The organism is Microbacterium sp. Cr-K32, assembly GCF_000708345.1.
In the GTDB taxonomy this organism is placed as follows: domain Bacteria; phylum Actinomycetota; class Actinomycetes; order Actinomycetales; family Microbacteriaceae; genus Microbacterium; species Microbacterium maritypicum_A.
The window spans coordinates 146,434-158,533 of sequence record NZ_JARD01000018.1 but is presented as its reverse complement, the minus strand read 5'-3'; the positions used below and the strand labels follow the sequence as shown (position 1 = coordinate 158,533).

12 protein-coding genes are annotated in these 12,100 nt (G+C 69.5%); 6 read left to right on the top strand and 6 right to left on the bottom strand.

The genetic code is table 11. From position 1 onward, the window contains the following. Nucleotides 1-57 precede the first annotated feature (57 nt). The 4 genes from GZ64_RS0109095 to GZ64_RS0109080 all read left to right on the top strand — a co-directional run bounded on the left by GZ64_RS0109095 (nucleotide 58) and on the right by GZ64_RS0109080 (nucleotide 3,036). The gene (locus GZ64_RS0109095; protein WP_029266052.1) at nucleotides 58-810 is read left to right on the top strand and encodes an AAA family ATPase; all 753 of its coding nucleotides are present in this window, start codon (nucleotides 58-60) and stop codon (nucleotides 808-810) included. Between the two features lie 42 nt (nucleotides 811-852). Then, nucleotides 853-1,449, top strand: a complete 597-nt coding sequence (locus GZ64_RS0109090; RefSeq protein ID WP_029259701.1) for a TetR/AcrR family transcriptional regulator — start codon at nucleotides 853-855, stop codon at nucleotides 1,447-1,449. Between the two features lie 142 nt (nucleotides 1,450-1,591). Continuing rightward, nucleotides 1,592-2,305, top strand: a complete 714-nt coding sequence (locus GZ64_RS19055) for an ABC transporter ATP-binding protein (RefSeq protein ID WP_136025434.1) — start codon at nucleotides 1,592-1,594, stop codon at nucleotides 2,303-2,305. Further along, nucleotides 2,302-3,036 carry an ABC transporter permease gene (locus tag GZ64_RS0109080; protein WP_029259703.1) on the top strand — a complete coding sequence of 245 codons (735 nt, stop codon included), beginning with the start codon at nucleotides 2,302-2,304 and terminating at the stop codon, nucleotides 3,034-3,036. The genes GZ64_RS19055 and GZ64_RS0109080 overlap by 4 nt, the downstream gene beginning before the upstream one ends. 19 nt (nucleotides 3,037-3,055) lie before the next feature. Here GZ64_RS0109080 and hrpB read toward each other — a convergent pair whose 3' ends face one another. From hrpB to GZ64_RS0109060, 4 genes are all read right to left on the bottom strand, one after another. Further along, a complete protein-coding gene (gene hrpB / locus GZ64_RS0109075; RefSeq protein WP_029266051.1) occupies nucleotides 3,056-5,611 on the bottom strand; it encodes an ATP-dependent helicase HrpB in 2,556 nt (851 codons plus the stop codon). 206 nt (nucleotides 5,612-5,817) lie between these two features. Next, nucleotides 5,818-7,443, bottom strand: coding sequence for an SPFH domain-containing protein (locus GZ64_RS0109070; protein WP_036331293.1), 1,626 nt, complete (start codon nucleotides 7,441-7,443; stop codon nucleotides 5,818-5,820). A gap of 250 nt (nucleotides 7,444-7,693) precedes the next feature. Beyond that, nucleotides 7,694-8,122, bottom strand: coding sequence for a MarR family winged helix-turn-helix transcriptional regulator (locus GZ64_RS0109065; RefSeq protein WP_021198144.1), 429 nt, complete (start codon nucleotides 8,120-8,122; stop codon nucleotides 7,694-7,696). A gap of 183 nt (nucleotides 8,123-8,305) precedes the next feature. Further along, a complete protein-coding gene (locus GZ64_RS0109060) occupies nucleotides 8,306-9,556 on the bottom strand; it encodes a DUF418 domain-containing protein (protein WP_051667906.1) in 1,251 nt (416 codons plus the stop codon). Between the two features lie 50 nt (nucleotides 9,557-9,606). Here GZ64_RS0109060 and GZ64_RS0109055 point away from each other — a divergent pair, with 50 nt between their 5' ends. Together GZ64_RS0109055 and GZ64_RS0109050 are read left to right on the top strand one after the other, a co-directional pair. Continuing rightward, a complete protein-coding gene (locus GZ64_RS0109055) occupies nucleotides 9,607-10,269 on the top strand; it encodes a DUF6611 family protein (protein ID WP_331280735.1) in 663 nt (220 codons plus the stop codon). A gap of 78 nt (nucleotides 10,270-10,347) precedes the next feature. Next, on the top strand, nucleotides 10,348-10,872 hold the full coding sequence (locus tag GZ64_RS0109050; protein WP_029266043.1) for a VOC family protein: 525 nt from the start codon (nucleotides 10,348-10,350) through the stop codon (nucleotides 10,870-10,872). Here GZ64_RS0109050 and GZ64_RS0109045 read toward each other — a convergent pair. After that, nucleotides 10,869-11,471: a hypothetical protein gene (locus GZ64_RS0109045; protein WP_029266041.1), complete on the bottom strand. Its 603-nt coding sequence runs from the start codon at nucleotides 11,469-11,471 to the stop codon at nucleotides 10,869-10,871. The genes GZ64_RS0109050 and GZ64_RS0109045 overlap by 4 nt on opposite strands. Continuing rightward, the gene (locus GZ64_RS0109040; RefSeq protein ID WP_029266039.1) at nucleotides 11,468-11,989 is read right to left on the bottom strand and encodes a hypothetical protein; all 522 of its coding nucleotides are present in this window, start codon (nucleotides 11,987-11,989) and stop codon (nucleotides 11,468-11,470) included. The genes GZ64_RS0109045 and GZ64_RS0109040 overlap by 4 nt, the downstream gene beginning before the upstream one ends. Between the last annotated feature and the right edge of the window lie 111 nt (nucleotides 11,990-12,100).

Genomic DNA, 12,100 nt, shown 5'->3' with positions numbered 1-12,100 from the left:
CGCGCGGGTGTCCCCGGATGCCGGTAGCCTCCACGAGACGACACGCGGAGGATCACGATGGATGAGTTCTGGGAGCCGGCCTCCCGCCGTCGACGTCAGCAGCCCGTCGTGGCGGTGCGCCCGAACGACGACGCCCCCGCACCCGGCGCAGTATGGCCGACGAGCATCCCCGCCGTCGCCCAGGTGCTGCGCGAGGGGATCGACCTCGACCCCGGCGTCACGTTCCTGGTCGGCGAGAACGGCAGCGGCAAGTCGACACTGGTCGAGGGGATCGCGATCGCCTATGGGCTCTCTCCCGAGGGCGGTTCCCGCCAGGCCAGGCACACCACGCGCGCGACCGAGTCGCCGTTGTCGGACTGGCTGCGGCTGCAGCGGGGCGTGGGGGCGAATCGGTGGGGTTTCTTCCTCCGCGCCGAGACGATGCACTCGTTCTACACCTACCTGGAGGAGAACCCCTCGGCCCGCGGCGACGTCCCGTTCCACGAGATGAGTCACGGCGAATCGTTCCTCGCCCTGCTGGAGAGCCGATTCGACGAGCCGGGCTTCTACTGCCTCGACGAGCCGGAGGCGGCGCTGTCCTTCAACTCGACGCTCGCGCTCATCGCCGTGCTCCGTCGCATCGCCGATGAGGGCGGCCAGGTGCTGTGCGCGACGCATTCGCCGGTGCTCGCTGCTCTTCCCGGCGCGAAGATCCTCGAAGTGGGGGAGTGGGGTGTGCGGCCGGCGGAGTGGGACGACCTCGAGATCGTGAACCACTGGCGCTCGTTCCTCGAGCATCCGACCCGCTACCTCCGCCATCTGCTCGACTGACTTGCGCGCCGTGCCCTCGTCGCGCGTCATAGGCTGACGGACATGACCGAGCAGAAGCCCGCGCGGCGGCGTGGCCGCCCCCGGGGCGTCTCCGACTCGCGAGCGCGCATCATCGCGGCTGCGGTCGACGACTTCGGTGAAAAAGGATACGACGGCGCGACGATCCGCTCCATCGCCGCCAGGGCCGGTGTGGATTCTGCCCTCGTGCATCACTACTTCGGCACCAAGGCCGATCTCTTCGCAGAAGCCGTGGGCATTCCGCTGCGACCGGATGTCGATGTGCCGGGGATCCTCGCGGGTCCGCGTGACGAGATCGGCGACCGGCTGATCCGGTACGTCCTCGAGGCGTTCGAGCAGCCCGAGGTGCGCCGTCGGGGAGTCATGCTGCTGCGCACCGCGATCGGCAGTCGGCTCACGACCCCGCTGCTGGCGGGCTTCCTGTCGCGCGAACTTCTCTCCCGGGTGGCTCGGCGCCTCGACGTCGACGACGCCGATCTGCGTGCCTCGCTCGTCGCCTCGCAGATCGCCGGGCTGCTGATCGCACGCTATGTGCTTCGGCTGCCGGCGCTTGCGGCGGCATCGATCGATGAACTCGTCTCCCGTCTCGGCCCGACCGTTCAGCGCTACCTCTTCGACTGACGCCGAACGTCGGCATCGGGTATGTGCGGATCCCGTTGACGCGGACGACGGGCGGGCGCATAATTCATCACATGATGAATAACTCCGCCGTCGAGATCGCGCAGCTGCGTGTGCGTCGCGGGGCGGTGCACGTGTTCGAGGGATCGACCTCGCGATCCCCCGCGGCCAGATCACGGGCCTGCTGGGCCCTTCCGGATGCGGCAAGACCACGCTCATGCGCTCGATCGTCGGCGTGCAGAGGATCGCCTCGGGCGAGGTGACGGTACTGGGCGAGCCGGGAGGGTCGCGACGGCTGCGGCACCGGGTCGCGTACGGCACGCAGGGGGCCTCGGTCTACGGCGATCTGAGTGTGCGTCAGAACCTCTTGTACTTCGCCTCGCTGCTCAAGGCGCCCAAGGGCGACGTCGATCGGGTCATCGACGAGGTGGGTCTCGGCCCGCAGGCGGGGCAACTCGTGGACTCTCTGAGCGGAGGGCAGGCGACGCGGGTGTCGCTCGCGGTGGCCCTCATCGGTGCGCCCGAGCTCGTCGTGTTGGACGAGCCGACGGTGGGACTCGACCCCGTGCTGCGCGCCGAGCTCTGGACCCTCTTCCGCGCCCTCGCGGATCGAGGGGTGACGCTCATCGTGTCGAGTCACGTGATGGACGAGGCCGTGCGCTGCGACCGGCTGCTGCTGATGCGCGAGGGGCGGATCATCGCCGACACGACTCCGACCTCGCTCCTCGCCGACACCGGCACGACCGACGCCGAGGCCGCGTTCCTCGTGCTGATCGAGCGCGACCGCGCGGCTGGTGTCGGCGACACGAGGCGATCGCGCCGAGGAGCGCGCGACCAGCAGGAGGGGGCCGGAGAATGAACGGCCGCCGGACGTTCGCCACCGCCGGACGCGTGCTCACCCAATTGCGGCACGACCCGCGGTCGATCGCGCTGATGCTCATCGCGCCGAGTCTGCTCGTGGGCCTCTTCGCCTGGCTGTTCAGCGATCAGGACGGCGTCTTCGATCAGTTCGGCGGCGCGATCCTGGCGCTGTTCCCGTTCATCGTGATGTTCCTCATCACCTCGATAACGACCCTGCGCGAGCGCCGTTCGGGCACCCTCGAACGCCTGATGACGACCCCGCTCGAGAGGGCCGACTTCATCCTCGGGTACGCGCTCGCGTTCGGTCTGATGGCTCTGCTGCAGGCGGTGATCACGGTGTCGTTCGCCGTCGGGGTGTGCGGGCTCGACGTCGAAGGTCCGCTCTGGCAGCTCGGCCTGGTCGCGGTGGTCGACGCGCTGCTCGGTACCGCGCTCGGTCTGCTCGCGAGCGCGTTCGCGCAGACCGAGTTCCAGGCGGTGCAGTTCATGCCGCTGCTGGTCTTCCCGCAGATCATCCTCGGCGGGCTCTTCATGCCGCGAGATCAGATGCCCGATGTGCTGCACGCGATCTCCGACTGGCTTCCGCTGAGCTACGCGATCGACACGATCAACGCGGTCGCCGCGGGCGACGAGGGGTGGGATGTCTTCGGTCCGCTGCTGATCGTCGTGGCCTTCGCGGTCGGCGCTCTCGTGCTCGCCTCGCTGACACTGCGGCGGCGCACCCGCTGACTCCCGTCCCGGTCGGTGTTCAGCGCGCGGCGCGGTTCTTGGTGTGCTTGGTCGGTGTGGCGGCCCACGGATCCTCGGGCCAGGGATGCCTCGGGTAGCGCCCCCGCATCTCGGCGCGGACCTGTGTGTAGGGGCCGGACCAGAACGAGGCGAGGTCGTCGGTGACCGCGAGCGGACGCCCCGCGGGGGACAGCAGGTGGAACAGCACCGGTACCCGTCCGTCGACGAGGCGGGGGGTCTCCGCCCAGCCGAAGCACTCCTGCAGCTTCACGGCGACGACAGGACGTGACGTCGGGTCGCCGTCGGGTTCGGGGTAGGTGATGCGGACGCGGGATCCGCTGGGCACCTCGAGGCGCTCCGGCACGAGGTCGTCGAGTCGCACCGCTTCGGGCCACGGCAGCAGCCGACGAAGAGCCGACAGCAGGTCCAGGCGATCCACGGGGGTGCCGGATGCCAGGGCGTCGAGCTCGGACGCCAGCCAGGTGTCGAGGGTCTCTATCAGTCCGGCGTCCGAGACATCGGGCCACGGATCGCCGAGCTCGCGTCGTAGCATCGCCAGACGGCGGCGCAGTCCGTCGGCGGCGTCGGGCCAGCTGAACAGCGTGAGTCCGTCGCGCCGGAGCACACGACGCACGGCATCCCGCCCCTCCTGGGCCGATGCCCGCACCGGCACCGATGTGCGCAGGATCGCACCGATCCGGCGTTCGCGTCGGGCCTGGACACGACCTCCGACGAAGTCTGCCTCGACGCGGTCGGTCATCAGGTGGCTGGCGGCCTGCTCCATCTGCAGCTCGGTGAGCGCCGCAGCGGAGCGGATGATCGCACCGGACCCGGCCGCCGCACGGCCGGAGGCACGGGTCACGTCGGCGACGGCGAGCCATTCGACGGCCGCGAGCGGGCCCGTCACCCCTGCGCGTGTCCCGGAGGCGAGCAGGTACGTCGCTCCGGTGGCGGTGCGCTCGACGCGGTGGGCGATGCGCTCGGGAAAAGCCAGCGCGATCACGAGGCCGACCCCGTCGAGGTCCGCGCGCACGCCCGGCGCCGGGCCGATCATGCGTTCGAGGCGGTTCGCGTCGTCTCGCCATCGGCGGGCGTCCGGGGTCCGCCCGTTTCTGAGGGCGATGAGGGCCCGCGCGATGTCGGCCTCGGGGCTTCGCAGATCGCCACCCACGAGCGCGACGACCTCAGCCGCGAGACGGCTGCCGACCGTCGGGCTGCCGTCGCGCAGAGCACGGGCCAGCCGGGGATCGGTCGGGATGCGCGCCAGTGCACGTCCCTCGGCGGTGGCGCGGCCCTCGTCGTCGATCGCGCCGAGGCCGTGCAGAACAGCGATGGCGTCGGCCAGGTGGGCGGCGGGCAACGGGTCGATCATCCGCAGGCCGTTTCCACCCGGGGCACCCCAGCACGCGAGCAGGAGCGCGGCATCGGCGAGGTCGACCACGGCCAACTCCGGCACCGGACGGGCGGGTGCCGCCGCGTACGAACGCTCGTCGACGCAGCGGATCACCGCGCCGGGGCCCTGGCGCGTGGCGCGTCCGGCCCGCTGCACGCACGACGAGCGAGGCGCAGCGCTGGTGACCAGGCCCGTCATGCCGCGGGCGGCGTCGCGCTGCGGATACCGCGACAGGCACGTGTCCACGACCAGACGGACGCCCGGCACGGTGAGCGAGGATTCGGCGAGCGACGTCGTGATGATGATGCGCGGACGGTCGTGCGGTGTACGGCCCCGGATCACGGCGTCCTGTTCGGCCGGGGGAACGCGGCCGTGCAGCTCCCGCACATCGAACCTGTCGCCGGCATCTCGGACGCGGCGGGCGATCTCCGCCACCTCGCGGGCACCGGGGGCGAAGACCAGCACGTCGGCATCGGGCTTCTCGCGGACCAGATCCCGTGCCGCTGATACCGTGACCGCCGCGACGTGGTCGAGGAATCCCCACGTGACACCGCGCTCGTCGAGCCGGGGCACGGGGCTCGGTGCCCAGCGTTCGGCGAGAGGGAAGGCCGGGACGTCGTGGTCGACGATCGGCGCCGGTGTCGCATCCGTGGCGATGACGGAGGCGAGGCGTGTCGCGTCGAGGGTGGCGGACATCGCGATGACCATGAGGTCATCGCGCAGCTCCCGCACCTCGGAGAGCAGACCGATCAGCAGATCGGTCTCGAGCGCGCGCTCGTGCACCTCGTCGATGATCACGGCATCCACGCCGTCGAGCCCCGGGTCGTCGAGCATGCGTCGAAGCAGCACGCCGGCGGTGACGAACTCGACCCGTGTCTCCGGACCGGCCGCGCGCTCGCCGCGGACGGTGAAGCCGACGCGTGCGCCGAGGGGCGAGCCGTCGAGGTGGGCGAGTCGGCGGGCGGCGGCGCGGGCGGCGACACGGCGAGGCTGGGTGACGATCACCCGACCGCTGCGCCGTGAGGCCACGAGCGGCGGTACGAGTGTGGTCTTGCCGGTGCCCGGGGGCGCGGTCACGACGACCGACCCGCTCGTGTCGAGCGCGGCCGAGACCTCGTCGAGGGCGGCCGCGAACGAGAGCCCCGCGCCGATGGCGGCGAGGTCGAATGCGGCGGGGGTCATCCGTCCAGTCTGCCGGGTCGGGCGACGTCCGGAGCCGTTCGGAACTCAGGAGATCTGCGAGGGATTCGGCGGAGCGGGCAGTACGGCGCGTCCACGGGGGCAGGTGTCCTGAGTCGTGAACCGGGGACGGCGGTGCCCGCTCCGGAAACAGCGGATGCCGCGACCGGGTCGGTCGCGGCATCCGCCGAAGTGCTCTGCTGCTCCGCCTACTCTGCTGCGGGAGCTGCGGGAGCTGCGGGGGTTGCGGAAGCGGGCGGTGGTGGAGTGGTCGGCGTCGACACTCGGGGCGCGGGTGCGGGTGCGGGCGGCGTAGCCTCGGCGACTCCTGCACCGAAGCCGCGGCCGACGGCCTGACCCTGGATGATCCCGGCGAGGTCGAGCCCTGTTGCCGAGTGGACGCTGTCGAACACCGAGCGCAGGGCCTTCGCGCTGTCGGCGCCGACGACGTTCGACGCGCCGTCTTCGCCGGAGCTGCCGATGATCGACACGTTGCCGATCGCCGCGTAACCCTTGGAGAACTCGGCCATGATCGACGGCAGCACCTCGAGCACGCGCTGCGAGAGGAACGCGTCCTGGTTCGAGGCGATGGCCTTCGCCTCCGCCTCGAGAGCGGCGGCACGGGCATCACCCTCGGCGCGGATGGCGTCGGCCTCAGCGCTGGCGCGCAGACGGCGGGCTTCGGCCTCGGCTTCTGCCTGAGCACGCAGCGCGTTCGCCTCACCGCTGGCCTTGGCGATCGCGGCCGCGGCCTCACCGTCGGCACGAGCCTTGTCGGCCTGCGCCTGCTGCTCGGCGATGCGGGTGCGGGCCTCGGCCTGCTTGACCTGCTCGATCGCGGCAGCCTCGGCGGCGCGCTCGCGCGTGTAGAGCTCGGCCTGTGCGCGGGTCTCGGCCTCATACCGCTGCGCATCGGCGACGCGCTTGACGTCGGCGTCGAGCTGGGCCTGCTTGTTCTCGGCCTGCTGCTGCAGAACGGCCTGCTCAGCCTGAGCACGAGCCAGCGCCTCGGCCTGCTCGGCTTCGGCACGGGCGCGGCCGATCCCGGAGTCGGAGTTGGCCGTGTTGGTGTCGAGCGCGGTCTGCTCGATCAGGTTGGCTTCCTTGTTGGCGATGTTCTTCTGATTGATCGCACGGTCGGCGTTGGTCTGCGAGATTTCGGCGGCCTGACGTTTCGCCTGGATCTCGGGGGCGCCGAGCGACTGGATGTAGCCGACCTTGTCGGTGATGCCCTTGATCTGGAACGAGTCGAGGATCAGGCCCTGTTCGGCGAGCTCCTGCGAGACGTCGGCGGCGATCTGGTCGGAGAACTTCTTCCGCTCGCGCATCAGCTCGACGACGGAGAGCGTGGCGACGATGCCGCGGAGGGCACCTTCGAGCTGCTCGGTCGTGAACTGCTCGATGGCCTTGTCCTGCGAGGCGAATCGCTCGGCCGCGCGGCGCACGTACAGGGGGTCGGAGCCGATCTTCACGATCGCGACGCCGTCGACGTTCAGTGTGACGCTGTCGAGTGACTGGGCCTCGGCGTTGAGGGACACCTGCCGCGAGCGCAGCGAGATGATCTCGTGGCGCTGCGTGATCGGGTTGACGAGCGACTTGCCGTTCACGATGACCGTGACGGGCGACTCCGCCAGCTCGGAGCTGGTCGTGCCGTCGGCGGCGATGACCGCGCGCTGGATCTTCTGCTTGCGGCCCGAGATGACGAGTGCTTCGTCGGCTCGCGCGACCTTGATCCAGCTGCGTGCGAACAGCAGCAGGATGAGCAGCAGAACGACGGCGACGACGACCGCGATTCCGACGATGACGAGGATGCCGACGATTCCGGCGATCTCCATGAATGACCTCCCTGGTCCCCCCGAAGGGGCGGTCCCGAGCGCGCCGTGGTGCGCGCCTTCGCCCCCCACCCTGCCAGAAATGCAGAGAGGCCGTTCCGGGGGGCATCGTGGTGGGCGGGAAACTCCACGTCGGGAGGAAGGTCTTCGGCCATACGTCCGCCCGACGAGGAGATCTCCTCCTGCGGGGGTGCGGGCAGGGGCTGGTCAGGGTGTGCGGGCAGGGGAGGTGCCGAGGCCGAGGCCGAGGGCGTCAGCGGGCGCGGAGCTTCTCCGCGAGGTCGCGCAGGGCGCGCAGCTCGTCGTCGTCGAGACGGGACATGCGGTCGGCGATCGAGCGTCCGTGCACGGTGGCGAGCGAGCGGAAGGCCCGGGCCCCCTCGTCCGTAGCCCGGATCAGCGCACCGCGACCGTCGTCGGGGTCGGCGCACTTCGCCACGAGTCCTCGTGTGACCATGCGGTCGACCAGGCGCGAGACGCTGGGCTGGCTGATCAGCATGTTCGAGGTGATGTCGCGCAGCCGCGCGGTCATGTCGGGGGAGCGGGTGACGGTGAGCAGCACGTCGTACTCTGCCTGCGCGATATCGCTGTGCTCGAAGTCGCTCATCATCTCGGTGAACAGCTCGTGCTGCGCGCGGAACAGGCTCTCCCAGGCCTCCAGGGCGAGCTTGCGATCGGTCATCCTCACAGAATAGTGCGAACAGTAAAGGGCCGGTCGGAGAGGCTCCCGACCGGCCCTTGTCCCTTGCACCAAGAGTGTCCTGCAATCACATGCGGTGGATGCCACAGCAAACATTCACCGTGTGATCACTGTATAACGGCGAGATAACGAATGCAACGGTTTGATCACGGAAAGTTCTCGATCTCAGGCGACGGTCGGCGCCTTCACGCGGCTCCGGGTGAGGAATCGGAAGCTGACGTCCCAGACGTACTCGAGCGGTCCCTTGCGGAAGCGGCGCATCCAGAGGTTCGCGAACAGGATCACCAGAGCGGCGATCACGAAGAACATCGCCAGGGTTCCGACCAGCGGGTCGAGCGTCTCCGCAAGCGGCGAGTGACCGATGATCGACTGCGCCACCCGACCGAGGATGTTCTGGAGCACGTAGCAGCTCAGGGCCATCTGGCCGACAAGGGAGAGTCCGCGTCCGACGAATCCGATGCGGTGTCCTCGATAGAAGGAGGCCATGAGGGCGAGGATGCCGAACGCGACCAGCGGCGCGGAGAGGAACCTGTTGAGTCCGAACGTCTCTTGCATGAGGAAGAACACGACCTCGCCGGGAATGCCCGCACCGAAGCCGACGATCATGACCCATCTGCGCAGTCGCGCGCCGCGGGCCTCGAACAGTCCGTGGCGGTAGAGCATGGCGCCGAGGGTGAAGACGACGAGACCGAGGGTGAGGATCGAGCCGGTGTCGGTGCCGACCGTCAGGTCGGAGAACACGGTCAGGGTGTTCATCTGCACCTCTTCCCAATATGTCGGCCTGCCGCCGACCGTCGGGGACTCCCCGGGGATCACGAGGCCCGGGAACATCATGACGCTGCCGGTGAAGAGGGGGAGAAGGATGAGCGTGACGTGCGTCACGAGCGCCACGCCGATGAACACCCACTGGCGTTTCTCCGGGAGCAGCAGGACGAATGCCACGACGAAGCCGAGGACGGCGTAGGCGCGGAGTACGTCGAACTGCACCACGAAGATGTAGTTGAGCATTCCGTCGATGAAGAGCAGACCGGCACGAACGAGATAGGTGCCGGGCCACCGGCTGCCGCGCCGGAGCGCTGCCTGGCGCTGGATCTCGAGTCCGATGCCGAACATGATGGTCAACAGGCCCAGGAACTTCCCTTCCGAAAGTGCGGAGACGAGGTCCTGCCACCAGATGTCGACCACCCGTTCGCCGAAGAACGCCTGGAACAGCCAGACGTTGCTGGCGAGAGTGCCGATGATGGCGACGCCGCGGATCACGTCGAGCGAGGCAATGCGGCCAGGCGATGCCATCGCGGTCGTCTCGGGTGCCTCGTGCTCGGCCCTCCCGGCCCCTGCCTGCTCCGGGAGGAGGCCGTCGCCGTGGGGCGGCTTCGCCGTACGGCGATAGCGGGGAAGGGCAGAAGTCTCTGTCATACCTCCAGTCCAGGGCGCGCGCCGTTGCGTGGCCGTATGCCGTTCTCGATATGAGGACGATATGCCGACCACGGAGGCGTCGCCATTCCGCATGGAAAACGCCGGCCGCCGTATGTGTTCCGTCTGTCAGGCGCTCAGAGGCACGCGTCCGGAGCAACGTGGGAGGCATGTCCGTGTCCCGTCCTCCCCATCACGTCCCCGCGCAGACACTGCCGAGCGCTTCGTGCCCTCCATGCTGGGGCCATCTGTCGAGGACCGTGAGCCACTACGGCACCGTCGCGTGCGTGCTCGCGGTCTATCCGCCCGACTCCACGGACGCGGAACGGCGCATTGCCGAGGCGCACCGCTGGTTCACTCCGCTGTCGCTCGGCGGTGGCGTCGTCGCGTGGGTGGTGCTGTGCGCCGCGGGTTTTTCTCCGTTGCTCGCTGCGATGCTGCTCGTCGCTGCTCTGCTTCCGATCGGCATCATCCTGTCGCGGCGCTCGCGCAGCATCCGTCGGCGCGTGGTCACGGTATCGGCATGTCGGTCCGGGCTCAGCGAAGACACCGCGGCCGAGCGCGCCCAGCAGCTCCGTCTGGAGACCCTGGCCCAAGCGCTCGGCGACGCCGCTCTCGCCTGCCGTCAGGGAGTGATCGGTCGTGATCGGTTCGACCGGGTGTGGACGGCTGCCTACGCGCAGGCCGCTGTCATCGCGACCGGTTCCGCCCGGTGAATCCCCGGCTTCTCGGCGACTGTCCGAGGCCCTTTCTACTGTGTGTCTCACTCCGCAGACCGGGAAGAGGGAAGAGCCATGACCGCAGCCACGAGCGCAGCCCCGAACGGCTACACGAGCGTCGCCCCCTGGGTCGTCACCGACGACACGGGCGCGCTGCTCGACTTCATCTCCCAGGTCTTCGACGGGGAGGAACTGGCGCGGGTCGCCACGGAAGACGGTCTGATCGGACACGGTGAGATACGCATCGGCGACACCGTCGTCCTCGCCTTCGATCGTCGGCCGGAGTGGCCCGTGATGCCGAGCCTGCTTCGGGTGTGGGTGCCCGACGCCGCAGAGGCCTTCACCAGAGCCGAGGCTGCAGGGGCGACCGTGGTGACCGCCCTCAGCGACAACGCCTTCGGCCAGCGCGGTGGGCGTATCAGGGATCCGTTCGGCAACATCTGGTGGGTCGTGAGCCACGTGGAAGACGTCGATGAAGAAGTGATGTGGCAGCGGCTGCAGCAGACCGAGTATGCCGACCAGATGCGCGTCGCGCAGGAGACGCTCGACGCCGAGTTGAGCGGTCGTGCGCACGGGCGCAGCAGCGCGCCGACGCGCTAGTCGGCGAACGGCTCCCCCCGATACTTGCGGCACACGCCTCCTGTCTCTTCGACATCTTCCGCGACGGCGTCGACGACCGCGACGGCGGCGGTGCGCGTGCGCGGTGCGACCTGGCTCAGTGCGAGGGCACCGGTGCACGCGAACACGATCAGGTCGCCGGGGGAGAGCGCCTTCGGCAGCCGGGCGTGCAGCCGTGTGTCGTCTTCGTCGGTGCGGAGGACGGTCTGCACCAGGTCTCGAGCCCGGGGCGTGCGCAGCCGCTCGACGTGGGTGACCAGCGGGACGATCGCGCGGAGATCGCAGTCGACGGTCGCCGACGCCTCGCGATGCCACCCCGGAGGCTCTTCGCGGGCGGTGATCCGTGCCACCACCAACGTCACGTGCGGGTCCGCTTCGGGGTGCGCCGCAGAGGGCGCGACGGGCGCGATCAGTATGCAGGGGGTGCGTCGTTCGCGCGCGAGATCGGACAGCGCTCGCCCGGCGACGACGATGTCGTGCGCACCGATCACGGTGTCTTTCGGCCACAGCTGCCGTGCATCGCGTCGCGGGTCGTTCCATACGAATGCGGTCGAGTGCAGCACCGTGTGCAGGACGGTCATCGTGACGCCTCCACAGAGAGCGCGGCGGCGGCGCGTGGACGCACGTTTCGGAGCGTGACAGCACCGACGCAGGGGACGACGACGAGATCGCCTTCCCGGAGGTCGGCAGGAAGAGGCGCGATGGGGTGCGGCCAGGCCACGCCGCCCTCCTCGCCGGGGATCAGCTCGATCTTCGTCGTCCGCGCCGAAGAAGCCCGGCCGATGAGGCGGCACTCCTCCCACGCGGCATCCACACCGTCGAACGAGCAGTCCGTGAGCGCGATGCGCTTGTCCTCCTGGGTGTCGACGCGCAGCGTGATCCGGAACAGCAGCACGGTCACGTCGGTTCCCGCGGTCGGCAGCGGCAGGTCGCCGGTGAGGACCGCGGGTGATCCGCTGATCTCGAACAGCCGCAGGAGCGAGATGCCTCCCACCACGACATCGGTGGTCGTCGGGTGCGTGTGCACCGGCCACCTCCATCCGTCGAGGGGAGTGGGAATGCTCTGTCGAAGGGTGGGAAGGATCTCCGTGAGGGTCATGACTCCGTCCTACGCCTGGGTGATCCTGGCGATGAAGGAGTCTCACGGAACCCATGCGCGTCCATCCCGATCACTCACGACGTCCCGACCTCGTCGAAACGACGCCGACCC